Origin of the sequence: Kitasatospora sp. NPDC092039 (assembly GCF_044756065.1) — a bacterium.
GTDB lineage: Bacteria > Actinomycetota > Actinomycetes > Streptomycetales > Streptomycetaceae > Kitasatospora.
This window is the reverse complement of the sequence record NZ_JBIVSD010000017.1, coordinates 168,067-193,283: the sequence shown is the minus strand read 5'-3', so window position 1 is coordinate 193,283 and position 25,217 is coordinate 168,067. Positions and strand designations below refer to the sequence as shown.

Genomic DNA, 25,217 nt, shown 5'->3' with positions numbered 1-25,217 from the left:
GGTGTGGACACCCGCACGGGGTCAGGGCTTGGCCGCGTCGATCCGCTCCCGGAGGGTGGCCGCGAAGTCCTCGGCGCGGGCGAGTCGGACGCGCAGGTCGGCGATGCGGTCCTGGGCAGCCAGCTCGTAGCCCCGGACCCGCTCGACGAGTTTCTCGCGTTCGTCCGCGTCGAGGTGGCCGGGTGCGTCCAGGCGGTCGGTGGCGTCGAGGAGGTCGAGCATCTGGTCGAGGGTGAACCCGAGCGGCTTCATCCGGCGGATGACCATCAGCCGGGCGACGTCGGATTCGGTGTAGAGGCGGAAGCCGCCCTGGGAACGGGCGGAGGGGATGACGAGGCCGGCCTCCTCGTAGTGCCGGATGGTGCGCAGCGACAGCTCGGTGCGGGCAGCGACCTCGCCGATCTGCATCCGCTGCTCGGGTTCCACGTCCGCCCTCTCCCTGTCCTTCTCACCTGCGCGGGTCCGCGGTCCACTGCGGGCGGCGCCGGTCTCGATCACCATCCCTACTCTAACGTCAGGGTAGAGTTGCCGGGGCCACGTGGGCGCCCGTCGGCATGCCCGACCGTACGGCACCTCCCCGTGCCCCTCCGTTCCTCCCGCGCGCCGTGCCGCTCGCGCCCGATACGACAGGTTCCAGCCGTCTTGCAGACCTCCCCGCTCACCCTTGCCGCACGCCTGCGCGAAAGCCGTCCCGACTGGCTGAACGATCCGCGGGTCTGGCGCAGGGAGGTGCTGGCCGGCCTGGTCGTGGCGCTCGCGCTGATCCCCGAGGCGATCTCGTTCTCGGTCATCGCGGGAGTCGCCCCCAGCATCGGCCTGTTCGCCTCCTTCACCATGGCGGTCACGATCGCGGTCGTCGGCGGGCGGCGCGCGATGATCTCCGCCGCCACCGGGGCCGTCGCGCTGGTGATCGGACCGCTGAACCGCGAGCACGGCTTCGGCTACCTGGTCGCCGCGGTCATCCTCGCCGGCGTCTTCCAGATCGTCCTCGGTGCGCTGGGCGTGGCCAGGCTGATGCGCTTCGTACCGCGCAGCGTGATGGTCGGTTTCGTCAACTCCCTCGCGATCCTGGTCTTCCTGGCCCAGGTCCCAGAGATGAGCCACGTGCCGTGGCCGGTCTACCCGCTGATCGCCGCCGGCCTCGCGCTGATGGTGTTCTTCCCGAAGGTCACCACCGTCGTCCCGGCGCCGCTGGTGTCGATCGCCGTCCTCACCGCCGTCACCGTGGCCGCCGGGATCGCGGTGCCGACCGTCGGCGACAAGGGCGCCCTGCCCTCGTCCCTGCCCGTGCCCGGCCTGCCGGACGTGCCGTTCACCCTGGACACCCTCACCACCGTCGCCCCCTACGCGCTCGCCATGGCGCTGGTCGGACTGATGGAGTCGCTGATGACCGCCAAGCTCGTCGACGAGATCACCGACACCCGCTCGAACAAGACCCGCGAGTCCATCGGTCAGGGCATCGCCAACATCGTCACCGGGTTCTCCGGCGGCATGGGCGGCTGCGCGATGATCGGCCAGACCATGATCAACGTGAAGGTCTCCGGCGCCCGCACCCGGCTGTCCACCTTCCTCGCCGGTGCGTTCCTGATGGTGCTGTGCATCGTCTTCGGCCCGGTCGTCTCCGACATCCCGATGGCCGCCCTGGTCGCGGTGATGGTGATGGTCTCCTTCGCGACGTTCGACTGGCACTCCATCGCGCCGAAGACCCTCAAGCGGATGCCCACCGGTGAGATCGCCGTGATGGTGATCACCGTCGCCTGCGTGGTCGCCACCCACAACCTCGCCGTCGGCGTCGTGGTCGGCTCGGTCACCGCCATGGTGATCTTCGCCAAGCGCGTCGCCCACCTGGCCTCCGTCACCTCCGTCACCGACCCCGACGGCGGCCAGGTCGTGTACGCGGTCACCGGCGCCCTCTTCTTCGCCTCCAGCAACGACCTCGTCGGTCGCTTCGACTACGCGGGCGACCCCGCCAAGGTCGTCATCGACCTCACCGGCGCCCACATCTGGGACACCTCCTCCGTCGCCGCCCTCGACGCCGTCACCACCAGGTACGAACAGCGCGGCAAGACCGTCGAGATCACCGGCCTCAACCACCCCAGCGCCGATCTCCACGGCAGGCTCAGCGGCGAACTCGCCGCCCACTGACGGAGCTCCGGAGGCGGCAGGTCACGCCGTGGTGGTGGTCGCGGATGCCATCCGACCGGGGCGCCACCCCCGCCTACACCGGCATCTCCTTCGTCGAGACCGACCTCTTCGACGCCGACACCCGCCACCCGCGCAGCGCCGCCGTCGTCGGCGGCGGGTTCTTCCTCTGCCTCGGCGGCCGGAGCGGCTTCCTCGCCCACCGGGAGACCGACGGGAGCCTGCACGTCTACACCGCGCTCAGGGCCGCCGAGGACTGGCTGGACACCATCGACTTCGGTGACGGCGACGCCGCCAAGGCCGCCGTCCTGGCCCACTTCGAGGGCTGGCACGAGGACCTGCGGGCCCTTGTCGCCGACGCCGACACCATCACTCCGCTCCGTATCCACGCCCTGCCGGTCGGACACCGCTGGGACCGCGTCCCCGGCGTGACCCTGCTCGGCGACGCCGCCCACCTGATGTCCCCCTTCGCCGGGGAGGGCGCCAACCTCGCCATGCTCGACGGCGCCGAACTCGGCCGGGCCGTCGCCACCCACCCCGGCGACCCGGAGGCGGCCCTCACCGCCTACGAGAACGCCCTGTTCCCGCGCAGCGAGGCCTCCGCCACCGAGTCCGCCGCCAGCCTGGACACCATGTTCGGCGACGACGGCCTGGAGAGGATGACCGCCTTCTTCACCGCTCCGGCCGACGCGTGACCGCCCCACGCCGCAGCGGGGGTCCCTCGCCGAACAGCGCGGTGGTGGGCGACCCCTGCGGCTGACAAGCTGGGAACAGGGCAGGACGACCGGAATCTCCGGCCGTGCGCGGGGAGGTTCCCTCCAGCACCACTCGATCGACAGGAAGCCCGATGATCGGCGTGCTCGTGACTTTCACCCGGACCGACAGCGCCACAGGACGCCCGGCTGAGCGGATGCCGCATGCCGGCTGGACGTACGCCATCTGCCGGCGCGGCCGTCCTTCGGTTCCTTCCGTACGGATCAGGCCGCGGCGGGGGTGAGGTCGGCGCGGCCGAACAGGAGCGCGTAGCCGCGGGGAAGGTGGGCGAGGAGGCGCTCGGTGAGGTGGTCGCCGGCGAGGTCGGCGACGGCCGTGAGCGTGCAGGAGGTGTGCCAGCGGGCGCTCGCGAGCGTGGTGTTGAGGTTGTGGGCGACGGCTTCGACGAAGGCCGGGGCGGTGACGGGGCGGTCGAGGGGGATCTGGGCGACGAGCTTCGCGCGGGCGCGTTCGGGCAGCGCGGCGGCGAGGTCGCACCGTTCGTCGCCGGTGAGCTGCGAGCCGAGGATGCCGAGGACGGTGTCGAGGACGCGTTCGGCTTCCCCGTCGTCGGCGTAGCGGCCGAGAACGCGGAGCTGCTGGACCAGATGGCGGTACCGGGTCATGGCGGGTGGCCTCCGGGACGGGTCGCCGCGCCGCCGCGACTCGCGGGGCGCGACGTCGCGGCGGCGCGGGGCGGGGTGATCAGGGACGTCGGCCGAGGTCGGGGCGGCCGAAGAGGGTGTCGTAGCCGGGCGGCAGCTGGAGCAGGACCTGCTCCATGAGCTCGTCACCGGCGGCGTCGGCGACGGTGGACAGGACGGCACCGATGTCCCACAGCGCCGTGGATTCGGTGGCGCCTTCTATCCAGGCCGCGGTGGCGCGCACGAACCGCTCGGGAGTGAGCGGCTCGGCGGCCTGCAGGGGGTTGAGCAGGACCAGGGCGAGGGTCTCGGGCAGTCGGGCCGCGAGCTGGGCGCGCACGGTACCGGCCAGGTGGGCGCCGAGCAGCGCGAGGATGACGCGGGCACAGCGTTCGGCTTCGGCAGGCGTGTCGTACTCGCCGCGTTCCCGGACCTGGTCCAAGAACGCCTCCCAGCGGATCGCCACAGCGCTCTCCTTTCTCATGGGACGAGCTTTCCCTCGGGACGAGTCCGGCCGGTGGCCGCCGGCTCACGGGGTCAGGCTGACGCCGGTGAGCTTGAGGAGCCGGGCCACGGGGTGGCCGATGCCGCGCAGGACGAGGCGTCGGCCACGGCGCTCGGCCAGCTCGCGGGCCCGGATCACGGCGTTCAGGCCCGCGCAGTCCATGAAGGTGACCTCCGACAGGTCGAGTACCACCTGCCGGTGCCGGGCGAGTGCGCGTTCCACCTCACGGTGGAGGCGCGGGCCGGTGTCGAGGTCGATCTCGCCGCACGCCCGGACCGTGAACGGGTTCACCGGGGTGGCCATCGCAGTGCTCGCTGTCCGTCGGCCCGCGCTGCGGGGCCAGGGGGTCACCCGGCTCGCGTGCCGGGCCAGGGTGTACGGGAAGAGGGTGTCCCGTGCCGCCGCCCGGGGGGATCAGCGGCGGCACGGAACGGTCACGGGGAGGGGTCAGGCCTGGATCTGCTTGCGGCCGCCGCTGTGGCTGATCGCGATCTTGCGGGGCTTGGCCTTCTCGGCGACCGGGATCTTCAGGGTCAGCACGCCGGAGTCGTAGTCGGCGGTGATCCCTTCCGGGTCGAGGGTGTCGGAGAGCATGACCTGCCGGGAGAAGACTCCGAGCGGGCGCTCGGAGAGCTCCCACTTCACGCCCTCGCCCTCCTGGCGCGGACGGCGCTCGGCCTTGACGGTCAGCATGTTCCGTTCGACGTCGATGTCGATCGCCTGCGGGTCCACCCCCGGCAGGTCGAAGCAGATCACGTACTCGTCGCCGGTCCGGTAGGCGTCCAGCGGCATCGGGGTCGGCCGCGACCAGGTGCCGGTCGTGTTCAGGAACTGCTGGGTCAGCCGGTCCAGCTCGCGGAACGGGTCAGTGCGCATCAGCATCGCGAAACACCTCCACTGATCGATGGGTGCCAGTGCGCTTCACCTGTCTTTGTTGTAGCACGTCATCCATCCGATGACAAATGCTGCGTGTCATCCGTAGAATGACACCATGAGTACCAAGCCACCGCCCGCGTCCGGCCCCGAGCCGGTCTCCTTCCTGGCCGCCGCCGCGGCGCTCGCCGCCATAGACGACGCGGTCCGCTCCGCCCACGCGCCCGGCGCCGCGCCCGACACCTCGCCGTGGGACGCCCCCCAGGACGGAGCCGGGCAGGCGCTGGCCGCCCTGGTGCTGCTGCGCGAGCTGCGCGCGCAGCTCGCGGACTGGGAGGCCCCGCTGGTCGAGGCCGCGCGGGCGGGCGGCGCGACCTGGGCCGATCTCGCCCGCCCCATGGGCGTCGCCAGCCGCCAGGCCGCGGAGAACCGCTACCTGCGCCTGCGCCCCGCACGCAGCACCGCCGACACCGGCGCGGAGCGGGTGAAGGCGGTCCGCGACCGCCGGGCCGCCGACCGAGCCGTCACCGCCTGGGCCCGGGACAACGCCGCCGAACTGCGCGTCCTGGCGGCCCGGATCACCGCTGCCGGCCTCGGCGCCCGCGCCCGGCGCGCCCAGAGCGCCCTGACCACCGCGCTCGGCCGTGCCGACGCGGCCGACCTCATCGAGCCCCTGGCCGACATCCGCCCCCACCTCGGCCCCGACCACGACGACCTCGCCAACGACCTCGATGCACTCGCCCACCGCACCGACCAGCTCCGTGACGCCAGCAACCGCCGACGCGCCTGACGCCGCCGACCAGGACGGGTGGCAGCAGATCCTGGAACGGATCGGCGCCGTCGAAGCGCGCGTCCACGCCGTGGGGAGCGAGGTCACCGCAGCGCTCGACGCGCACCTCGCCCGACTCGACGCCCTGCGCCACCGGCTCGCGCAGCCCACCTGGCCCGGTACCGGGGAGTAGAGCCCGGAACGGGTCCCCGCCGGGCCTCGCATCGGCGGGGGGCGGCGGCACGAAGCGGTCCCACCGCGCCGGTCGCGTGGACGACGGCCCCGGACGACGACGGAGGACGGCGGCCCCGGTCAGGCGACGAAGATCATGGCGACGAGCATGACCGAGACGGCCACGGCGATCGCCACGATCACCACCGCGGGCCAGATGCCCCAGGCCTTGCGCAGTTCCTCGGGTTCGGGGTGGGAGATGCCCGACGTGCCGCCCTCGGCCGGCGGGGTGTCCCCGCCGGGCAGGGCGCCGTGCTCGTCCAGCGCCGGAGTGCGGTCCGGGTCGGGGTCAGGTGTGGTCATGGTGCATCCCGGAGAGTGTGGGCTTCGATGCCGGGCGGCTTCCCCGGGCCGGGGGCCGGAAACGTCACCCGCCCGCCGTACGGTCGGGCGGTCCCCGTCGGCCGGCGCCGCGCCGTCCGGTCAGTGCGGGCTGACCGCCTCGGCCCGGGCCTGCAGGGCGGCGTCGATGCCGCGCAGGAACTCGTCGAGGTCGCCGGGGTTGCGCGAGGTCACCAGGCGCCAGTCGTTGGTGTCGTCCGTGACCAGCGGCTCGTCCATCCAGGTGGCGCCCGCGTTGGCGAGGTCCGTGCGCAGCGACGGGTAGGAGGTGAGCCGCTTGCCGTAGGCGACCCCGGCTTCGGCCAGGAGCCAGGGACCGTGGCAGATGGCGGCGACGGGCCGCCCCGAGGTGGTGAAGGCGACCACCGTGTCGACGGCGGGCTGTCGGAGCCGGAGGGTGTCCGCGTTGATGGTGCCGCCCGGGATGAGCAGCAGGTCGTAGCCGGTGGCGTCGACCTCGTCGAGGGTGAGTGTCGGGCGCACCGTCTCGCCGGGGTCCTTGTCCCCGACCAGGGTGCGGATCTCGCCCCGTTCGGGGGCGGCGATGTCGACCTGGATGCCGTTCTCGCGCAGGTGCCGGACGGGGACGAGCAGTTCGTCCTGTTCGACGCCGTAGTTCGTCACGATCGCCAGGACCTTGCCGTGCCGGTTCATGGCTCCTCCTGTTCGGGTCGGTTCGCCGGGGCGCGCACACGCACCCCGAGCGCTGCGGGTACCCGCCGCGCTCCCGGCCATGCCGGATTCACCGGCCCGATCCGGATCGTCACGGGGTGCGACCGACCGCCGTACGGGGCGCCGCCCACCGCGTCCCGTCCCCGTCCGCCGCACCGACCCGGCGAGGAAGCCGCCTGAGACGCTCGGCCGGGCGCCTCAGACGGCTTCCTCCGGACCTGCCGTCAGGGCCGGTCGGCCTTCCACTCGCGGGCGAGCGTCGCGTAGACGTACTCGCTCCCCCAGCGCTCGCCGTCGAGGTCGTTCTCGACGAGGTGCGCCTCCCGGCGCATGCCGAGGCGCTCGCACACGCGCACCGACCCGGTGTTGAGTACGTCGAGGCGGGCGAAGAGCCGGTGGACGCCCAGCTCGGCGAAGGCCCGCCCGGCGGTCGCGCGCGCCGCCTCGGTCGCGTAACCCCGGCCGCCGTACGCCGGGTTGAAGGTCCAGCCGATCTCGGCCTGGCGCGCCGCCGTACTCGCGAGCTTCAGGGTGATCTCGCCGACGACCTTCGCCTCGCCGACCGGGCGGACGGCAACCGCAAGGGCGTCGCCGTCCTGGGCCCACTCCGTGCCGGCCGCGCGGCGCTCCAGGCTCTGCACGCACTGTTCCCGGGTGAGCGGTGGCCGGTAGAGGTAGCGAGCGACCTCGGGGAGGCGCTGGAACTCGTACAGGTCGTCGAGGTCGTCCGGCGTGAACGGACGCAGGAGGAGCCGTTCGGTCTTGATGGGCAGCGAGAGCATGGTCATCGATCCGGTGTTTCTCCCCCGGGGGCCACCCGTCGGCCGAAGTGACCGGACCACGGAGCCCCCAACGACTCGTCCTGGACAACACCGCCGTTCTAGACCCTCGCCACCGGTCGCGCAATCGAATTTCACGCGGCCGTGGGCCGAGGCTCTGAACAGGGCCGGGGCCGTTCCGTGCCGCCGGGACAAGCCCGACCCGCAGCAGCGGCTGGCCCCGTCGGGTGATCCCAGAGCGCGGGTTCCGCGTCGGCCGGTCGATGGCTCGCATAGTCGGACCGTCACACCCGCCGATCATGGGACGAGCCGATGATGCGATTCCTGCGCCGAGAGATCCTCACAGCCGCCGCCCTGCTGGTCACCCTCGCGGGGTGCGGGGCACCCCAGGCCCGGCAGTCCGTACCGTCGCCGCCGCGGGATCCCGGCACCACGGCCGAACCGACCCCGCCCGGGCCGCGGGCGTTCACACTGGTCGCGACCGGGGACGTGCTGCCGCACACCGAGATCATCCGGCAGGCCCAGGAGGACGCCGGGGGCGACGGCTACGACTTCGCCCGGATGCTCGCCGGGGTCAAGCCGGTCGTCGCCGCCGCCGACCTGGCCATCTGCCACATGGAGACGGTGTACGGCGCCGACGGCGGGCCCTTCACCGGCTACCCGTCGTTCAAGTCGCCCCCGCAGGTGGCCCGGGCGCTCAGGGACACCGGTTACACCGCCTGCGACACGGCCTCGAACCACACCCTCGACGACGGACCGGACGGCATCCGGCGCACGCTCGACGCCATGGACGCCGTCGGCCTGCAGCACACGGGGTCCGCCCGCAGCGCCGACGAGGCCGGCCGCCCCGCGCTGTTCACGGCGGGCGGCGCCACGGTGGCCCATCTCGCCTACACCTACGGCACCAACGGCATCCCGCTGCCGAAGGAACGCCCCTGGGCGGTCAACCTCATCGACCGGGAGCGGATCCTCACCGACGCCAGGGCCGCCCGGGAGCAGGGGGCGGACGTGGTGGTGGTCAGCCTCCACTGGGGCACCGAGTGGCAGGACGCCCCGGACGAGCAGCAGCTCGGCCTCGCCCGCGACCTGGCCGCCGGGCAGGGCCCCGGTCGGCCCGACATCGATCTGGTCCTCGGCACCCACGCCCACATCCCGCAGGCCTACGAGAAGATCGACGACACCTGGATCGTCTACGGCCTCGGCGACCAGCTCGCCGGACACATGTTCAACCACACCGGCGCGGAGGACCCGCGGGGGAACTGGAGTTCCATCGCCCGCTTCACCTTCTCGCCGCCCGCCGGTCCCGGGCAGCGCTGGGCCGTCACCAGGGCCGAGTTCGTCCCCCAGCTGACCGACCTCGGTCCGCCCTACCGCGTCGTCGACCTGACCGAGGCCGTCCGCCGCGAGCCGGGCCGCGGCGACTACGCCCGGGCCGTGGACCACATCCGGTCGGTCGTGCTGAGCCGAGGCGGCGGCGCGGCAGGACTGACCATGGCTCCCTGAGCGCCCGCGGCACGGTTTCCAGGACTGCCCGGGCGGAAGCCGAATCCTTTTCCCCGGCCGGTGCCTCTTACAGGTCGGAGTCGTGAGCGGCACGCGCCGCCGTCCCGCACCGTCGGCACGCGCGTGCGGGTGCCGCCCGCGATCCCCCCGTTCCGCGATCGACAGAACACCGAGAGGCCTTCGTGAACATCTCCCCATCCTCGTCCCCCCGTTCGCCCCGAGGGGTGCTGCTGGTGCACGGCGCGTGGCACACCGGCCGTGCCTGGGACGGCGTCGCGGCCGGGCTGCGGGCACGCGGTGTCGCCGTGGCCGTCGCCGAGCTGCACCGCGGATCACTGGCGGCCGACATAGCCACGGCCGAGAGCGCACTGGACCGGCTGACCGACGGCGGCCCCGCCGTCGTGTGCGGCCACTCCTACGGTGGCGCCGTCATCACCGGCCTTCCGCCGCACAAGGTCGACCACCTCGTCTACCTCGCCGCGATGATGCCCGACCACGGCGAGACCGCCCTCGGCCTGCTCGCCAGTGCACCGCCCACCGACCTGACCACCAGCATGGTCGGCGACCTCGCCGGAACCACGACGATCGACCGCGAGGCCGCGGGACGGCTCTTCCACGCCCAACTCGGCGACGAGGAACGCGCCCGCCACGCCGCCGGACTCGTCCCCCAGCTGATGGCCCCCGCCCACCAGCCGACGACCAGCGCCGCCTGGCACCACCGGCCCAGCAGCTACGTGGTCTGCACCGAGGACCGCGCCATGCACCCGGACCTGCAACGCCGGTTCGCCGCCCGCGCGACCCACGCGCTCACCTGGCACAGCGACCACGGAGTGTTCGCGTCCCACCAGGAGGAGACCGTCGGGCTGCTCCACCGGCTGGCGGCCGCCGACCGCCCCGCCCCGGTCGGCGCGCCGAGTGCGTAGGCCCGGGGACACCGGATGGACCCGACGGGGCCCGAGGACCGGACCCGACCGGGCTACGGGGCGAGGGTGGCCCGCCGGGGTGCCCGGCGGCGGCCGGCGGCGCCCGGGTTGTCACGGCCCGCGGCGGTCCGCGGGTCGCCCCCGGTGGAGGCGGGGCGGATGCGGCGCGGGCCGCTCCCGAAGGGGCTGCGGCGCGGCCGCTCGATGACCGGGTCGGGGATCACGGTGGGGATGCCGGTGGGCACCCGGGCGCCGGTGATCCGGGCCAGGTCCTCGTCGCCGGCGCTGACCCTGGTGGTGACGGGGGTGATGGCGGCCGTCGCCATCAGGCGGGTCATCGCGCGGCGCTGGTTGGGCAGCACCAGCGTGACGACGGTGCCGGACTCCCCCGCGCGGGCGGTGCGGCCGCCGCGGTGCAGGTAATCCTTGTGGTCGGCCGGCGGGTCCAGGTTGACGACCAGGTCGAGCCCGTCGACGTGGATGCCCCGGGCGGCGACGTTGGTCGCGATCAACGCGGTCACCTGACCGGTGCGGAACTGCTCCAGGGTGCGGGTGCGCTGGGGCTGGGACTTGCCGCCGTGCAGGGCCGCGGCCTTCACCCCGTTCCCGAGCAGGTCGTCCACCAGGCGGTCGGCGCCGTCCTTGGTGTCGGTGAACATGATCACCCTGCCGTCGCGGGACGCGATGTGGGCGATCGTGGCGTTCTTGTCGAAATTCTGCACGTGCAGCACGTGGTGTTCCATGGTGCTGACCGCCCCGGCGGACGGGTCCACCGAGTGGGTGACCGGGTCCTTGAGGAAGCGCCGCACCAGGCGGTCGACGTTGCGGTCCAGGGTGGCGGAGAACAGCATGGTCTGGCCGCCCTCGGCGACCTGGTCGAGCAGTTCGGTGACGTGCGGCAGGAAGCCCATGTCGGCCATCTGGTCGGCCTCGTCGAGCACGGTGACGCCGACTCCGTCCAGCTGGCAGTCGCCGCGCTGGATCAGGTCCTTGAGGCGGCCGGGGGTGGCGACCACGACCTCCGCCCCGCGGTTCAGCAGCCACGCCTGGCGGCTCATCGACGTCCCGCCCACCACGGTCGCCATCCGCAGGCGCACCGCATGGGCGAAGGGGCTCAGGGCGTCGGTGACCTGCTGCGCGAGCTCGCGGGTGGGGACCAGCACCAGGGCCAGCGGGCGGCGCGGCTCGGCCCGCTGCCCGGCGGTTCGGGCCAGCACCGCGAGGCCGAACGCGATGGTCTTGCCGGAGCCGGTGCGGCCCCGGCCGAGGACGTCGCGGCCGGCCAGCGAGTTCGGCAGGGTCTCGGCCTGGATGGGGAACGGCGCGGTGACGCCCCGGCGGGCCAGCACCGGAAGCAGCGCCTTCGGCATGTCGAGCTCGTCGAACGACTCGGCGGCCGGCAGGGCCGGGGTGGTGCTCACCGGCATCGCGAACTCGCCCGACGGGGACGGGCCCCGGCCGGCACCGCGGCCGGACGGGCGCCGCCCGCCGGCGGGCCCGGCGGCGTGGAAGGAGTTGCCGCCGGAGCGGGAGCCGGCGGTCCGGTACGGGGAGCGACTGGGACGGTTCATGCGGGAGACCTTCCTCGGGGCGGCGCGTCACGAGGAAGGCTCCGTGGCGCTGGGCGCCGGCGGAGACCGCAAGGGAACGGGCCGGAAGTGTGACGGTCGGAGCGTGGACGGTGGAACCGTGCGGCACGTCACCTACGGTCGGCGCTCACCGCACCGGGCGGGAGCGGGGAGCCTGAAGCCGTGCGATGTCACGGCAGGGCGCCGGTCCGGACGCGACGCCGCGCGTCTCGCGTGGGGAACGGCGCCGGTGGCGGAGCCAGGGGCCTGAACGGCCGGGGGATGCGCCGTGGCGCAATGCCGAGGGGCCCGCACCAGGCGTGTGTGCGCGGTGCGGGCCCCTCGCTGCTTGGCGGGTGCCGTGGCAGGAATTACAGCGGGCGAATGTTCTCGGCCTGCGGGCCCTTCTGGCCCTGGGTGACGTCGAACTCGACCTTCTGGCCCTCGAGCAGCTCACGGAAGCCGTTGGCGTTGATGTTCGAGTAGTGGGCGAAGACGTCGGGGCCGCCACCGTCCTGCTCGATGAAGCCGAAGCCCTTTTCCGAGTTGAACCACTTCACGGTGCCATTAGCCATTAAGAAATCTCCTTCAAGGGGCTGTCCGACGCGTGCACAGCGCACGCATCGAGTCGCCGCGGGAAGCACCCACCCGGGAAGAGCCGGGAAAGAAAAAATGCGCCTGCGAAATACATCAGCAGGCGCACACAAAGTTCATGGGAACCACTACTGCAACTAAAACGACTCTAGCAGGCCCGAGCACGTTGTGGGCGGATATTTCCGCGCCGGTTTCGGACGAGGCGTCCCCCGGGGTCACCGGCCGGAGCCGTCACGGGCGTCAACGCCTCCTGGCGGCAGGCTGGTTGGCGCTGTGGCGGGCTCGGCGCCGCGGGCCCCGGAGGAGGATCCCGTCGGGCCCGGCGCGGCCGGCCCTCACCCCGCCGGAGCAGCGCGGGTGATCACGACGCGCGCCGGTGCCGTTCAGCGGCGTACCGGACGGGACCTGCGGCGTTGCGGCCCCGCTCGAACCCGAGTGCGTCGAAGGGGTCCGCTGCGGCGATTTCCGGCCCATACTGGCAGGGATGAAAAATTTCGCAGCAGTCCGCCGCCCCCTGCCGCACAGCCCCTTCAAGGCCCCGCCGGAGGCGCCCCTCAAGCATTTCGCCGTCGGCGACCGGGTCACCCATGACAGGTACGGCCTGGGCCGGGTCATCGGCGTCGAGGGGGACGGCGACACCGCCGTGCTCGTCGACTTCGGCTCGCAGCAGGCCCGCGTCACCCCGCCGTACAGCGCGATGTTCGCGCTCTGACCCGGACGCTCCCGGCTCCTCCGCCCGTGGTGCGCACGCCGCGCGGGCGGAGCGGCCGGTGAGTGGCGCGCCCGGTGGCGCTGTCGGGCGGCGGCCGGAGGCCGCCCGGGGAAGTCCGTGCGGGCAGCGTCCGGCGGGCACTATCCTCAAGTCCATGTCGAACCCTGATGGGCTGCTCGTCGACATCGCCGCGATGGTGGAGTCCGAGCACAGCACCCAGATGCCCCTGACCGTGGTCGTCCCCGGGGCGGTCATCACCGGCCGGCTGGCACCGGAGAGCCTGTGGAACGAAAGGGTGGCCGAAGTCCTCGCCACCTCGGACTTCCTGAAGCCCTTCGCCGCACTGTTCGCGGCGCCCGCGAACGCCGCCGGTGGAGCGGCGCGCGACGAAGCGGCGCCGCCCGACTCACGGCCGACCCACCTGCACCTGCACGTCGCCCGCATCCTGCAGGGCAGCTACGGCCTGCCCCACACCGGGGGCATGTACCGGATCGCCATCGCCGACATCAGCTGCTGGACGGTGGGAGACCTCAGCTACTCCGACCAGTGACGCACCGCCCGTGAAGGGTCGAGCGGGCCGTCGGCCCGCTCGACCCGCGCCCCCGGGGCGCCCAGGGCCTCCCCCGCCCGAAACACCGGCCGCCACCCCGGCCTCCCGCACTCCCGCTGACGACCTCCGCGCCGCGCACCTCGCGTGCGCGGCGCGCTCGTCCCCGGGGATGCGGCCCCGGTCCTCCACCGTATGGGGCGTCCGGCCCCGCCCGGTGTCAGGCCGCCTCGCCGCTGCGCCGCCGCTCCGAGCCGTCCCCCGCCCATCCGTACGGCCGGCCGACGACGCGCCGGTCGAGCGCGCGAGCAGCGGGCACCACCGCCGCGCCGACCGGGCGTTAGCATCCACACAGCCGCGGCCGCACGGCCCGGACCACGCGGAACGGAAGGCGGAGACCACCATGGGAATCGAGATCCAGGTCGAACCCCTGGGCGACCACGAGCACCTGGTCCGGGTACGCGAGGGCGCCGCCGAGGCGGAGACCCGGGTCCGGGTCACCGACGGCGTCCTCGACCAGCCGCAGGTCACCGGTGCCGAGGAGACCAGGATCGTCCAGGAGACGGTGGCCTTCCTCGTCGAGCGCCAGCCCGTGATCGACATCCCGCCGATGATCGACCTGGACGACCTCGCCGACGCCTACGGCACCTCCTACCTGGACGACCTCGGACGCCGCCTCACCGCGCAGTGAGTCACCGCGGCCCCGGCCGTCGGGCGATCGGCCGGTGCGGGACCCGGCCGGGGTGCCGGGGCCGGATCGAGGCGGCCCGGCCCGGCCCGTGCTGCCGCCGGCCGGGCCGTCACGGCTGCTCCCCCGCCCGCAGTTCGGTGGCGATCTGACGCCGGCCGGCGACCAGCGTCTCCACCACCACCCCGAGCCCGACCAGCAGGGCCAGGCCCGCGGTGGGCAGCAGCACCGGCAGCAGCGTGGGGGTGACGCCGTCCCCGACCGGCGCTCCGACCAGCGTCGAGATGTCGAAGGCGCCGCCCAGCAGGGCGACCGCCGCGGCCGCGACCAGGCCGCCGCCGACGGCCGCCGCCAGGGTCTGCGGCAGCGACTCGGCGATGATCAGCCCCAGGCCCTGCCGGGGCCGCAGGCCCATGGTGCGCAGCCGGGCGAGCACCGCCGTACGGTCCGGCGCGGCCCGGAACAGCGTCAGCAGCACGGCGAGCAGGGCGAATCCGGCTCCGGCGGCGGCCGCGTACCAGAACAGCCGCTCGGTGGCGTGCTGCAGCGGGTCGTCGCCGAGCGCGGCGGTGGTCTCCCGGCTGCTGTGCACCCGGTAGCCGGCGGGCAGCCCGTGGGTGTCCTTGCCGACGGCCGTGGCCTCGTCGGCGATCAGCTTGGCCAGTCCGACCGGCCGGGCCCCGCTGGTGTCCCGCAGGACCGTCCTGACCCGGTCGGGGTCGACGTCTCCGACCGCGAACCACTCGTTCGCCCGCCTGGTGCCCGGCAGCCGTTCCCAGGCGGGGCCGGCGGGGACGACGACGAAGGGCTTGCCCGGGTCCGGCAGCGCGGGGGTGGCGGCGACGAGGCCGGCGACGGCGAGGTGCACGTCGTTGCCGTTGGGCGTGCGCACCTTGGCCGGCCCCGCGGCCAGGCGCCCGGCCAGGTCGCGGCTGACCAGGGCGGGCACCGGGGTGTCCCGGCCGCCGGACGTCCCGGCCAGTTTCGCCGGGTCGAACTCGCCGACTCCCAGGGCCCGGGCGATCTCGGCGTACGCCGTCGGCTCGTCCACCACCACCAGGTAGGCCTCGGTGTAGCTCTGGTCGGCGCCGAAGAAGCGGGCCCTGGTCTCGATCCAGGCCCCGGTCGAGGCCCGGACGCCCGGCAGGGCGGCGGCGGCCTCGGTGAACGACTCGGTCAGGGTGGCGTAGTCCGGAAGGGAGACGCCGATGTCCCCGCCCGTGCTGATGCGCGCGGCACGGGTCCGCACGTGGTCGACGGTGTCGAGCACGGTGGCGCCGAAGCCGGTCGTGGTGACGGCGATCAGCAGGGCGAGCAGCGGCAGCACGGCGGGCTTGCGGCGGCCCGAGCCGTCGCGGGCGGCCCGGGCGAGGCCGAGGAAGCCGATCAGGCCGCGGCCCCGCCCGGCGAGGGCGGCCAGCCGGCCGACCGCCACCGGTTCGACCCGGGCCAGCGCCAGCCCGCCGGTGACGGCGAGCAGGAGCGGCGCGGCGACCAGCAGCGGGTCCACCCCGGCCCCGTGGCCGATGCCCCGGCGCCGGACCTCCGCCACGGCCGCGACGGTGACCGCCAGGACGGCGAGTTCGCCGACCAGTCGGCGTTTGCCGCCGACCGGCCGCCGTCGGGACCACTCCCGGGCCGCGCGCACCGGAACGGCCAGCAGCGCGATCAGGGTCGCGACCAGGGCCGCCGGTACCGCGCGGTCCCACCTGGCCGTGGGCAGCAGCACCAGGGCGAGGGCCGTGCCGAGTACCGCGGCGGGCAGGACGGTGACCGCGCCCTCGGCGGTCAGCCGTAGCGTCACCCCGGTGCGGGAGCCGCCGCGGGCCTTGAGCAGCCGGAGCTCGGCGGCGCGCCGGTCGGTGGTGAGCGCGGCGGCCAGCAGCAGCACCACGGTGGCGACGCCCGCGACGCCCGCCGGGCCGATCGCGCTGAGCGGCAGCGAGGCCCGGTAGCGCTCGTCCGCCCGGGTGAGGATCTCGGGCAGGCCCGAGGTGGTGCGCAGGTCGGCGCGCCTGGTCCGGTCGATCAGGGCGGTGGCCTCCTGCCCGGCCAGGACGGAGCTGATGACGCCGCGGGTGCGGTCGAGCCGGTCGGCGTGCAGCGAGGCGGGGTCGACGGGCAGCCGCCAGAAGTTCTCGGCGTTGGGGCCCCAGCGGAGCAGCGCGGGCAGGCTGCCGCCGGCGACGAACCCGCTGGTCGTCCAGTGCTCGTGGTCGGGTTTGGCGTTCAGGCAGGCGCGGGCCGGGCAGCCGAGGTCGTCCCAGAACGGGTCCTGGGGGTCGTTGACCTGGTAGAGGCCGACCACCACGGTCGTCCGCGCCGCGCCGGAGCCCTCGACGCCGTTGTCGATGACGTCGCCGAGCTTGATGCCGATGGTCTCGGCGGCCTTCCCGCTGACCACGATCGGCAGCGGACCGCCGACGGCGCCGGGGGTCGGCCAGGTGCCGGCGGTGAGGGTGGCCCGGGCGGCCAGGTCGTGCAGGTAGAGCAGGCCGAGGACCGGGTAGGGCTCCTTGTCGGAGATGTGGGCGTACCCCGGATTGGCCATGTGGTGCTCGCCCAGGGCGCGGGCGCCGAAGGCCTGGCCCGACGGGGCCAGTGTCAGCCGCCGGCCGACCTGCTCGACGAGCTGCCGCTGCACCTGGTCGAGTCCGTCGGCGGTGTCGTCGTCCCGCGTCCTGGAAGTGGTGTGCAGGCTGGTCGGGTTGACGCCCTTCTGCCGGACGAAGTCCTGGAGCGCGGCGTCCGCGCCCCGGTCAGCGACGCGGGGGAAGGCCGCCGCCAGGAAGACGGTGACGAACGCGAGGGCCGCCATGAGCAGTGCGGCCGACGGGTTCGCCCGCAGCCGGGTGCGGACCCAGGGGGCGGGGCGGTGGGCGCGCGCGGGCCCGGACGGGGGCGCCGGGTCGGGGGCGGGCACGCGGGTGCCGGCCTGGGTGGTCACATCTCCTCCACGTGGCGCGGCCGGTCGGCCGCGTCTCGACGGCGCGCCCGATGGTGAAGGCCACGGATCCGATCCGGGCGGACGTCGGCCGCGGACGGACACCGCACGGGCACACCGGCACAGTGATCACCGGCATTCGATCACCGGATAGCGGACGATGCTGTCAGATTCGAACGGCGGACGGAAGGGATCCGCGCGAATCACCTGAGCGACGGACGGAATTCCCGGAGCAGCCCTCGGAATACCGTGCACACGTCACAACTTCGGCTCCACGCAACCCCGTTGACCTGGGAACTCGCTTTCCTGAATTCCCCCGCCGGGATTCTGAACCGGGAGGCCTCCGCATCCGTTTCCGCACGAAGCCAGTACTGGCTCGCCGGCGGTTCCGGTCGCCTCCGCTCGGCGGCGAGGAGCGCCCCCGCACCCGGGGAGTGCCGGGGGCGGGGGCGCCTGGTGGTGAAGTGCGGCCCGGTCAGCTCCGGGTGGCCACGAGCTGGCTGGAGCCGTCCGGCAGGCCGGCGATGGCGGCACGCTGGGCCGGGAAGGTGCTCGCACCGTACGGGCCCTGGACCGCGGCGAAGCCGGACCAACTGCCGTTGGAGAAGCGGGTCTCGTGGTGGACGTTCCCGTCGTTGGCGATCACCGCCACCTGGGACGAACCGTCCGGCAGGCCGGCGATGGCGACCGTCCGCGCGGCCAGGGTGGGTGTGCCGTTGCCGGGGAGCGCGGCGAAACCGGACCAGTTCCCGTCGGCGAAGCGGGACTCGTGGTAGACGTTCGCGTCGCCGCCGATCACCAGGACCTGCGAGGAGCCGCCCGGCAGACCGGCGATGGCCACCCGCCGGGCCGCCATCCGCGAACTGTTCACACCGGGCAGCGGGGCGAAGCCGCTCCAACTGCCGTCGGAGAAGCGGGTCTCGTGGTAGACGTTGCCGTCGTTGCCGATCGCGAGGACCTGGGCGGAGCCGTCGGGCATGCCGGCGATGGCGACGTCCGCGGCCCCCATGGTCGGGGTGCCGACGCCGGGGAGCGCGCCGTAGCCGGACCAGCTGCCGTCGGCGAAGCGGGTGCGGTGGTAGACGTTTCCGTCGGCGCCGACGGCCAGCACCTGCGAGGAGCCGTCCGGCAGGCCCGCGATGCCGACCCGGCTCGGCCACGACGCCGGCGTGCCGTCGTCGGGCAGCGCGGCGAAGCCGCTCCAACTGCCGCCCGCGGCGCGGACGCCGTGGTACAGCCGGCCGTCCAGGCCGATGCCCAGCTCCTGCGAGGAGCCGCCCGGAAGACCGGCGATCGCGGCCTCCGAGCCGCGGAACACGCCCGCTCCGCCCGTCAGCGGGCTGAAGCCGGGCCAGGCGCCCGAACTCTGACGCACCCCGAGGAAGAACGCGGAGGTCTGGGACGGCGGGGCGGCGGTCAGCTGGACGTCGAGGTAGTCCTGGTCGATCCCGATCGAGTAGCCGCCCCAGGTCTCCGGGTTCTGCGGCGAGGCGTACTGGTGGGCACGCTGGTGGTTGGACCAGTAGCCGGCGGGTATCGCCGGATCCTCGGTGTCCTCCCTGCCGTTCCAGTTGGCGCTGAACACGGCGTCGGGCATGGTGTAGGCGCTGTTGCCGGCGTTGGCGGCCAGGTCCTTGATGCCGGACGAGGAACTGCTGTAGACGCCGGAGTTGTAGCCCCAGGCGTGCAGTTCGTTGGTCCAGGCGGTGAGGAAGCCGAGGGCCGCGGCCGAGTACTGCGAGGTGGTGTACGCCTCCATGTCGTAGTAGAGGATCGTGCCGGGGCCGAAGCCGAGGGCCTGGGCCTGGCTCACCGCGTCGTCGGCGGCGTTGGCGCCCTCCGTGGCGGGGTAGACGATCTTCGGGGCCTGCACGCCGACGTACAGCGGCATGAAGGCCCAGCCCGCGGCCTGCTGCTGCTGGACCCACGGGGCCGTCAGGTTCGGCTGGGCGCAGGCCCGCTTGGCGCCGCCGATGTAGATGCCGACCGCCCGGTACGGGGAGGAGGTCATCCATGCGTTCATCGCGGCGGCGGAGGGCGCCGTGCAGGCGTCGAAGCCCTTGCCGGTGTGGTTCGTCGCCGACGCGGGTATCGACGCCACCGCCGAAGGCGCGGCCGGTGCGGTCACGGCCCGGCCGGACGGCGCGGCCGCGGCGGCGCTTCCGGCGGCGGTGGACCGCGGGGCGGGGGCCGCCGGGGATCCGGCGGGCGCCGGCTCCGGTCGGTGCGCCGGCGCGGGGGTGAGCCCGGCTCCGGTGACGATCCGCCGCACCAGCGGCTGGTCCGTCTCGTACGTCCCGGTCACGGCGACGACGCCGTCGTTCGCCCGGATCGTCCGCGCGACGGGGTTGGAGCCCTCCCGGTCCGGTACGGCGCCCGCGGCGGGCTCGACCAGCAGTGCCTCCGTACGGCCGATCAACCTCGGCGGGCAGACCTGCTGTTCGCCCGGGTGGCCGAGGTACACCGCGTGCTGGTCGAAGCGGACGCAGGCCTGCGGGTCGACGGCCAGGTCCACCACCGGCCAGGCCGCGGGCACCCGGAACACGCGGCCCTGGTACGTCACCGCCTTGGTGTCCTGCCCACCGGCGGGAGCTGCTACGGCGGAGCCTGCGGCGGCGGGCGCCGCCACGAGCACGGCCACCACGACGGCCGCGGCGCTCCGGAGCGCTGTCATTGGGGACTTCACCCAGATCTCTCCTGACGTGACGAAGGCCGCACGCCGAGGAGTCGGCGCGCGGCGTCGGCCACGATATCCACGCCGCCGCCGGGGGCCGCCACGTACCCCACCACCCCCGGTCGTACAACCTGACTCATCGTCAACAGTCACTGCGGGACGGTCCGTCCCCATGACCGGTACGAAGGCTGACGACCTATGCCTCATCCCCGGGTCGAGGCCGGGCAGCGTCTCACCGAACCGCTCCCGCGCCCCCTCCGGCCCGCAGCCGAAGGCGCGGCCGATGTACTCCCAGGACATCAGGTTGCCGTGGGCCCTGCGGCCGGCTGGCTGCCAGGCGTCGAGGGAGTCGACGGCGACAAGTCCGAGCAGGTTCGCGGTGGACCACCGGGCGTACTTCGAGGTGATGTTCCGGCCGGAGCTCAACCGGGCGGACGCCCCGGAGACGGCCGCGGCCCGGGACCGGGCGGGGGCGGTGCTGGCGGCGAGCGGCCGGAAACTGTCACGCGGAGGGGACCGACCGGGCGACGACGATCGCCGCGTGGTCGGTGGCGCACGGCTTCGCGAGCCTGTGGCTGAACGGCGCGCTGCCGGAGAGCCGGGACGGCGCAGAGGTGGAGGAACTGGCCCGGGAGGTGCTGCGGGTGATGTTCCGGGGCGCGGAGTAGGAGGTCGGGAGCCTGACCGACTCCTGCCGGTGCGCTCACGACCGGTCCCTCGCCTCGGCTTCCCGCCGCCGTCATCAGCCCCGTTCCGGGCGGCCCCCGTCCCGCCGCGGCGTTCCAGGAAGCGGCGAACGCGCAGGTCAGGGCCCATCCCGTCGTTCCAACGTCCCGGATCACCCGGCGGCGCTGGCGTGCGGGACGGATTCCGGGGCAGCCTGCGGTCCGGCGGCACTCCGGTGCCGGGCACGACCGACCGGCCGGGCCACCACCGGGCACGCCCACGGCGCCGACCCGGACGATCCGGCCCCGCCGCCCCCCTCCGATCCCAGAAGGAAGCCCTCGTATGCGCACCTCGAACCGACGCCCGCTCGCCGTCCTCGCGGCCACGGTCGGACTGCTCGCCGCCGCGGCCGGCCCGGCCGCCGCCGTCCACGGCGGGTCGGACACCACGACCAGGTCCCACCCCTTCGTCGTGGCCCTGGAGACCGCCTCCGGCGAGCAGTGGTGCACGGGCGCGCTGATCGCGCCGACCAAGGTGCTCACCGCGGGCCACTGCGTCGCCGAGGCGGCCGACCCGCGCTCCCTGCGGGTCATCACCGGTCGCACCGACCTGACCGGCTCCGGCGGCCAGGTCCGCCGGGTGAAGGACTACCGGGTGGACCCGCGGTACACACCCGGCCTGGAGCACGACTCCGCCGTCCTCACCCTGGACCGGCCGCTGCCACACCGGCCGGTCCGGGTGGCGGGGCAGCGGGACGCGGCGCTCTACCGGTACGGCCGCACGGCCACGCTGCTGGGGTTCGGACGCACCGGCTCGGACGGCCCGGGCACCCACCTCAAGCAGGCGGTGCTGACGCTGGCCCCGCCGGCCTCCTGCGACCCGTTCACCTCACCCGACGACTCGCCCCTGCACAAGGTCTGCGGCCTCCCCCGGGCCGGCACCACGGACAGCGTCTGCAAGGGGGACTCGGGCGGCCCGCTGCTGGTCGGCGGCGTGGTGATCGGCGTGGTCTCCACCGGCAACAAGTACTGCGACACCCAGCACCCGGTCTCGGTGTTCACCCGGGCCACCGACGTCCCCGCGGAGCTGCTGGCCTGACCAGGGCCTCCCCGCGCCGGAGCCCGCCTGCCGTCAGGGGCGGCCTCCGGCGCGCTCGGCGGATCCGGCCGTGGAAGCGCAGAGCGCGCCGAGGGTGTCGCGGAGGGTCTGTTCGAAGAAGGGCTCGGGGTCGGCGAGGGTGAAGTCGAGGTGGCCGAACGCCTCCAGGGCGACGAGGCCGTAGATCCGGGTCCACGCCTGGACGAAGGCGGCCAGCACCGGTAGCGGGACGGGCTCGGTGAGGTGCTCGCGCAGGTCGTCGAACTGGGACCACCACGACGGGGCCGGGTCCGGGACGGCTGCCGGGCGGATGACGCCCTCGCGCCACAGCCGGACCATCAGGCCGAGGAAGACCTGGCCGAAGCGCCAGCCTGCGTCGTGGGCGGGGTCCTCGGGCGCGGTGCCGGCGTCGGGGACCGGCTTGCCGAAGATCAGGGTGAACTCGGCCCGGTGGGCGAGCGCCCAGCGGCGCAGCGCGCGGGCGGCGTCGGCGAGGCGTTCCGGGGTCGGGGCGTCGGGGCGGTGGTCGCGGGCGGCTTCCAGCCCGGCGGCGAGGTCGAGGTAGAGGTCGGCGACGACGGCCTGGACCAGGGCGCGGTGGTCGGGGAAGTAGCGGCAGACGCCGGGGGCGGTCATCCCGACCGCCCGGGCGGTGGCGCGCAGGGTGAGCGCCGTGGGGCCCTCCTCGGCGAGGAGGGTGCGCGCCGCGGCGACGATCTCGGCGGCGGTCCGCTCGCGCTGGCGCTCGCGTCGGGTGGGCGGCTTCTCGGGCATCCGGTCTCCCCGGCTTGACTTTGTTAACGGTGTCAGCTTTAGCTTACACCGTTAGCACTTCGACGGGATGACGGCCGGCCCGGCCGTCATCCCGTCGCGACCTCAGGGGGATTCGTCCGATGTACATGATCGTTCTCGGCTACTCGTTCACCACCCGGTGGCTGGCGCTGTCCCGGCCCGAGCGCAACCACCTGCGCGAGACCCACCTCGCCCCGCTGGTCGCGAAGTACGCGGACCGGGTGCGGACGCGCTTCTTCGACGCGGAGGCCTTCCAGACCCGCTTCACCGACTTCGCGCTGCTGGAGACCGAGGACCTGACGGCCTACTACCACCTGGTCGAGGAGCTGCGGGACACCCCGCTGATCCACCAGGGCTACCTCGAGTTCAAGGACGTCGTGCTGGGCATCGAGGACGGCTACCAGCACTTCGAGCGCGCCCTGACGGAGCACGCCGCATGAGCACGGACGCCGTCGTGCCCGCGGGCCGGCCGCAACACGGCCAGCGGCCGGTCGCGGCTCCCGCGGGCGCCGACCTGCGGAACCCGGACCGGGGTGTCAGGAACGGTCGAACAGGGTGACCACGCTCCGCGGTGCCTCCGGGCCGAAGAAGACCTCCAGGTTCCGCTCCGAGCGACGGGCGGCGTCGCCGCCGCGCACGAACAGCCGCTCTTCGTAGGCGGCGAGCGCGACCTCGGCGTCGGGTTGCCCGATCAGCTCGCCCGCCAGGTCCGCGCCGTCGTACATGGCGAGGTTCGCACCCTCGCCGGCGAAGGGCGACATCAGGTGCGCGGCGTCGCCGACGAGCGTCACACCGGGCACCCTGTCCCAGGTGAGCCCGACGGGCAGGGCGTAGACGGGTCGGAGCCACGGTTGCGTGTCGCTCTGCGTCACGAAGGCGGTGAGCAGCGGCGACCAGCCGTCGAACTGGTCAGCGAGTCGACGGAGGCCGGCGGACGGGTCGCCGAAGTCGATCGACCTCATCCACTCCTCGGACTTGTTCAGCGCCGCGTATCCGCGCACGCGCCCGTCGGCGTAGCGGTGCGCGATGATGCCTCTGCCCGGCGCGACGGCCATCAGCGTGCCGCCGCCGGTCTCGGCCACGCTCTCCCGGCCGCCCCGGCCGCCCGAGGCGAGGGCGATCTCGACGAAGCAGGTTCCGCTGTAGGCAGGCTCGGCGGGGGTGAGCAGCGGACGCACCTTCGACCAGGCGCCGTCCGCACCGATGACGATGTCGGCGCGCACGGCGGAACCCTGCGCGAAGGTGAGGTCGTAACCGCCGCCCACCCCGTGCCGGATCGAGGCGAGCCTGTGACCCCACCTGATCGTCCCGGGCGCCAGCGAGTCGATGAGCAGGCGCCGCAGTTCGCCCCGATCCACCTCCGGACGGGCCGAACCGGGGTCCGCGGGCAGGTCGAACAGGATCGTGCCGTGGCGGTCCACCACGCGCTTGGCATCCTCGCCCGGGCGGACCAGCGTGAGGAACTCGTCGTACAGACCGGCCGCGCGGAGCGCGACCTGTCCGGTCTCCACCTGGATGTCGAGCAGGCCGCCCTGCGTTCGGGCCTTCGCCGAAGCCTCACCCTCGTAGATCGTCGCGGCGACGCCGTGGGCCTGGAGCACCCGCGCCAGCGTCAGCCCGCCCAGTCCTGCTCCGACGATCGCGATGGTCTTCCGCATGCTGCGCTCCTCCGTTGGCCGGCACGCGCCGGCGGTGGTCGGCGCCGGGAGCGGACGGAACGCCCGGTCTCGGCGAGGAGACGCTCACCGATCAGAACCATCTGCATCGATGTACGAGCGATGTCCGGCGGGTGGTCCGCGGAACATCGTTTTTCGCGACCTCGTGACTATAGCCCGGCCACCAGGCGACAGCGCGCCGCGACCGTGCCGGACGACGGACCGCGGACCAGGCCACCGCACGGATCACCGGGCGGGTTCACCGGTCGCGCAACAGGGCCGGCAGCGGACGGGCGGTCGCCTGCGCGGCGGGCCGGGTCAGGTGCAGGGCGGTGTGGAAGAGGCCCTCGGTCTCCTTGCCGCGTGGATCCTCGCCGGCCGCGGCCACCGCGGCGACGGCGTAGCGCTGTTCGTCGGCGTCGGTGAAGCGCCGCTGCGGGTAGGTGCGGGAGGTGTCCCGCTCCGTGGTCAGGCCCAGCGGGGCCAGCCCGTCGGCGATGTCCCGGTAGGAGACCGTACGCAGCACGAAGGCGGCCACCCACGGCGGTTCCCACCGGCCTTCCAGCAGCGGACGGAAGGTGCGGGCGGACAGGAAGCTCGCCCCGCCGGTCAGGGTGATCAGCCGGGTGCCGCGGGTGGCCCGGTACAACTCCGGGCTCGGCGCGTCCGTCTCCAGGTTCTCGACGAACCCCATGTCGAGCAGGCCGGCGGCGAGGCCGTAGGCGACGGCCGGCGCGGAGATGTCGAGGCCGATCACGGGCACGGCGTCCGGACGACGGCGCTCGGCGAAGAACTTCCGGTCCGACTCGATCAGTTCGGCGGTCGTCAGCCGGACGATCCGCGGCGAGGTGTAGCGGTCGTACAGCTCCTCCAGCGTGACCCGGTGGTTGAGCAGGGCCGCGTTGATGCCGTACGAGCAGCAGACGTCCAGGACCGTGGCCCCCCGGCTCGCGGCCCTGGCGGCCCGCCGGGCGCCCGGGAGGTCCGGGGAGGCCGGCCAGGGGCAGCAGGCCGCGGAAGACGCTCTGGGCGTGATGGGGTATCTGGTACTCCAGTGCTCCCAGGACACCGAAGTACGACCGGGGGTCCGGTCGGCCGTAGAGGTCGTCGAACCGGGTCATCCGCATCGGCCCACCCGGGGTG

General features: G+C 73.9%; 25 protein-coding genes and 2 pseudogenes. 12 read left to right on the top strand and 15 right to left on the bottom strand.

What is annotated here, in order from left to right:
- Window positions 1-21: 21 nt before the first annotated feature.
- Window positions 22-408, bottom strand: coding sequence for a MerR family transcriptional regulator (locus tag ACIQI7_RS29385; RefSeq protein WP_401115685.1), 387 nt, complete (start codon window positions 406-408; stop codon window positions 22-24).
- A gap of 234 nt (window positions 409-642) precedes the next feature.
- Between ACIQI7_RS29385 and ACIQI7_RS29380 the strand changes: the two genes are divergently transcribed.
- Both ACIQI7_RS29380 and ACIQI7_RS29375 read left to right on the top strand, forming a co-directional pair.
- Window positions 643-2,145, top strand: a complete 1,503-nt coding sequence (locus tag ACIQI7_RS29380; protein WP_401115624.1) for a SulP family inorganic anion transporter — start codon at window positions 643-645, stop codon at window positions 2,143-2,145.
- Window positions 2,146-2,180: 35 nt separating this feature from the next.
- Window positions 2,181-2,837: pseudogene (locus tag ACIQI7_RS29375) on the top strand (FAD-dependent oxidoreductase); the annotation flags it as partial.
- A gap of 282 nt (window positions 2,838-3,119) precedes the next feature.
- Here ACIQI7_RS29375 and ACIQI7_RS29370 read toward each other — a convergent pair.
- The 4 genes from ACIQI7_RS29370 to ACIQI7_RS29355 all read right to left on the bottom strand — a co-directional run bounded on the left by ACIQI7_RS29370 (window position 3,120) and on the right by ACIQI7_RS29355 (window position 4,926).
- Window positions 3,120-3,521 carry a DUF2267 domain-containing protein gene (locus ACIQI7_RS29370; protein ID WP_401115621.1) on the bottom strand — a complete coding sequence of 134 codons (402 nt, stop codon included), beginning with the start codon at window positions 3,519-3,521 and terminating at the stop codon, window positions 3,120-3,122.
- A gap of 79 nt (window positions 3,522-3,600) precedes the next feature.
- Complete coding sequence (locus tag ACIQI7_RS29365) at window positions 3,601-4,023, bottom strand: DUF2267 domain-containing protein (protein WP_401115618.1); 423 nt, start codon at window positions 4,021-4,023, stop codon at window positions 3,601-3,603.
- Between the two features lie 45 nt (window positions 4,024-4,068).
- Entirely contained in the window at window positions 4,069-4,347 is a 279-nt protein-coding gene (locus ACIQI7_RS29360) for an STAS domain-containing protein (protein WP_401115615.1), read from the bottom strand.
- Window positions 4,348-4,491: 144 nt separating this feature from the next.
- Window positions 4,492-4,926 (bottom strand): Hsp20/alpha crystallin family protein, encoded by a 435-nt coding sequence (locus ACIQI7_RS29355; protein ID WP_401115612.1) that lies wholly within the window; start codon window positions 4,924-4,926, stop codon window positions 4,492-4,494.
- A 109-nt stretch (window positions 4,927-5,035) separates the two neighbouring features.
- Here ACIQI7_RS29355 and ACIQI7_RS29350 point away from each other — a divergent pair, with 109 nt between their 5' ends.
- Together ACIQI7_RS29350 and ACIQI7_RS29345 are read left to right on the top strand one after the other, a co-directional pair.
- Window positions 5,036-5,707, top strand: coding sequence for a hypothetical protein (locus ACIQI7_RS29350; protein WP_401115609.1), 672 nt, complete (start codon window positions 5,036-5,038; stop codon window positions 5,705-5,707).
- A complete protein-coding gene (locus ACIQI7_RS29345; protein ID WP_401115606.1) occupies window positions 5,679-5,879 on the top strand; it encodes a hypothetical protein in 201 nt (66 codons plus the stop codon). The genes ACIQI7_RS29350 and ACIQI7_RS29345 overlap by 29 nt, the downstream gene beginning before the upstream one ends.
- Before the next feature lie 119 nt (window positions 5,880-5,998).
- Here the strand turns inward: ACIQI7_RS29345 and ACIQI7_RS29340 are convergent, their stop codons facing one another.
- The 3 genes from ACIQI7_RS29340 to ACIQI7_RS29330 form a co-directional block, all read right to left on the bottom strand.
- The gene (locus ACIQI7_RS29340) at window positions 5,999-6,220 is read right to left on the bottom strand and encodes a DUF6480 family protein (protein ID WP_401115603.1); all 222 of its coding nucleotides are present in this window, start codon (window positions 6,218-6,220) and stop codon (window positions 5,999-6,001) included.
- Window positions 6,221-6,340: 120 nt separating this feature from the next.
- Entirely contained in the window at window positions 6,341-6,913 is a 573-nt protein-coding gene (locus ACIQI7_RS29335; protein ID WP_401115600.1) for a DJ-1/PfpI/YhbO family deglycase/protease, read from the bottom strand.
- Window positions 6,914-7,155: 242 nt separating this feature from the next.
- On the bottom strand, window positions 7,156-7,719 hold the full coding sequence (locus ACIQI7_RS29330; RefSeq protein WP_401115597.1) for a GNAT family N-acetyltransferase: 564 nt from the start codon (window positions 7,717-7,719) through the stop codon (window positions 7,156-7,158).
- 303 nt (window positions 7,720-8,022) lie between these two features.
- Here ACIQI7_RS29330 and ACIQI7_RS29325 point away from each other — a divergent pair, with 303 nt between their 5' ends.
- Both ACIQI7_RS29325 and ACIQI7_RS29320 read left to right on the top strand, forming a co-directional pair.
- Window positions 8,023-9,213, top strand: a complete 1,191-nt coding sequence (locus tag ACIQI7_RS29325; RefSeq protein WP_401115594.1) for a CapA family protein — start codon at window positions 8,023-8,025, stop codon at window positions 9,211-9,213.
- A 182-nt stretch (window positions 9,214-9,395) separates the two neighbouring features.
- Window positions 9,396-10,136: an alpha/beta hydrolase gene (locus ACIQI7_RS29320; RefSeq protein WP_401115591.1), complete on the top strand. Its 741-nt coding sequence runs from the start codon at window positions 9,396-9,398 to the stop codon at window positions 10,134-10,136.
- Between the two features lie 53 nt (window positions 10,137-10,189).
- Here ACIQI7_RS29320 and ACIQI7_RS29315 read toward each other — a convergent pair whose 3' ends face one another.
- Together ACIQI7_RS29315 and ACIQI7_RS29310 are read right to left on the bottom strand one after the other, a co-directional pair.
- The gene (locus ACIQI7_RS29315; RefSeq protein ID WP_401115588.1) at window positions 10,190-11,707 is read right to left on the bottom strand and encodes a DEAD/DEAH box helicase; all 1,518 of its coding nucleotides are present in this window, start codon (window positions 11,705-11,707) and stop codon (window positions 10,190-10,192) included.
- A gap of 368 nt (window positions 11,708-12,075) precedes the next feature.
- Entirely contained in the window at window positions 12,076-12,279 is a 204-nt protein-coding gene (locus ACIQI7_RS29310; RefSeq protein ID WP_030303996.1) for a cold-shock protein, read from the bottom strand.
- A gap of 503 nt (window positions 12,280-12,782) precedes the next feature.
- Between ACIQI7_RS29310 and ACIQI7_RS29305 the strand changes: the two genes are divergently transcribed.
- The 3 genes from ACIQI7_RS29305 (at window position 12,783) to ACIQI7_RS29295 (ending at window position 14,248) form a co-directional block, all read left to right on the top strand.
- On the top strand, window positions 12,783-13,010 hold the full coding sequence (locus tag ACIQI7_RS29305; protein WP_387755465.1) for a hypothetical protein: 228 nt from the start codon (window positions 12,783-12,785) through the stop codon (window positions 13,008-13,010).
- A gap of 154 nt (window positions 13,011-13,164) precedes the next feature.
- Window positions 13,165-13,560, top strand: coding sequence for a hypothetical protein (locus ACIQI7_RS29300; RefSeq protein ID WP_401115583.1), 396 nt, complete (start codon window positions 13,165-13,167; stop codon window positions 13,558-13,560).
- A gap of 400 nt (window positions 13,561-13,960) precedes the next feature.
- On the top strand, window positions 13,961-14,248 hold the full coding sequence (locus tag ACIQI7_RS29295; RefSeq protein ID WP_401115580.1) for a hypothetical protein: 288 nt from the start codon (window positions 13,961-13,963) through the stop codon (window positions 14,246-14,248).
- A 109-nt stretch (window positions 14,249-14,357) separates the two neighbouring features.
- Here ACIQI7_RS29295 and ACIQI7_RS29290 read toward each other — a convergent pair whose 3' ends face one another.
- Together ACIQI7_RS29290 and ACIQI7_RS29285 are read right to left on the bottom strand one after the other, a co-directional pair.
- Window positions 14,358-17,192 (bottom strand): hypothetical protein, encoded by a 2,835-nt coding sequence (locus ACIQI7_RS29290; protein ID WP_401115577.1) that lies wholly within the window; start codon window positions 17,190-17,192, stop codon window positions 14,358-14,360.
- Between the two features lie 472 nt (window positions 17,193-17,664).
- On the bottom strand, window positions 17,665-19,863 hold the full coding sequence (locus ACIQI7_RS29285) for a glycoside hydrolase domain-containing protein (protein ID WP_401115574.1): 2,199 nt from the start codon (window positions 19,861-19,863) through the stop codon (window positions 17,665-17,667).
- A 458-nt stretch (window positions 19,864-20,321) separates the two neighbouring features.
- Here ACIQI7_RS29285 and ACIQI7_RS29280 point away from each other — a divergent pair.
- Window positions 20,322-20,531: pseudogene (locus tag ACIQI7_RS29280) on the top strand (TetR-like C-terminal domain-containing protein); the annotation flags it as partial.
- Between the two features lie 340 nt (window positions 20,532-20,871).
- Window positions 20,872-21,627, top strand: coding sequence for a S1 family peptidase (locus ACIQI7_RS29275; RefSeq protein WP_401115571.1), 756 nt, complete (start codon window positions 20,872-20,874; stop codon window positions 21,625-21,627).
- A gap of 33 nt (window positions 21,628-21,660) precedes the next feature.
- Here ACIQI7_RS29275 and ACIQI7_RS29270 read toward each other — a convergent pair whose 3' ends face one another.
- A complete protein-coding gene (locus tag ACIQI7_RS29270; protein ID WP_401115568.1) occupies window positions 21,661-22,401 on the bottom strand; it encodes a TetR/AcrR family transcriptional regulator in 741 nt (246 codons plus the stop codon).
- A gap of 119 nt (window positions 22,402-22,520) precedes the next feature.
- Between ACIQI7_RS29270 and ACIQI7_RS29265 the strand changes: the two genes are divergently transcribed.
- Window positions 22,521-22,859 carry a darcynin family protein gene (locus ACIQI7_RS29265; protein ID WP_401115565.1) on the top strand — a complete coding sequence of 113 codons (339 nt, stop codon included), beginning with the start codon at window positions 22,521-22,523 and terminating at the stop codon, window positions 22,857-22,859.
- 96 nt (window positions 22,860-22,955) lie between these two features.
- On the opposite strand, the gene ACIQI7_RS29260 is transcribed toward ACIQI7_RS29265, so the two are convergent.
- Window positions 22,956-24,077 (bottom strand): FAD-dependent oxidoreductase, encoded by a 1,122-nt coding sequence (locus tag ACIQI7_RS29260; RefSeq protein ID WP_401115562.1) that lies wholly within the window; start codon window positions 24,075-24,077, stop codon window positions 22,956-22,958.
- 256 nt (window positions 24,078-24,333) lie between these two features.
- Complete coding sequence (locus tag ACIQI7_RS29255) at window positions 24,334-25,143, bottom strand: hypothetical protein (protein WP_401115559.1); 810 nt, start codon at window positions 25,141-25,143, stop codon at window positions 24,334-24,336.
- Window positions 25,144-25,217 lie beyond the last annotated feature (74 nt).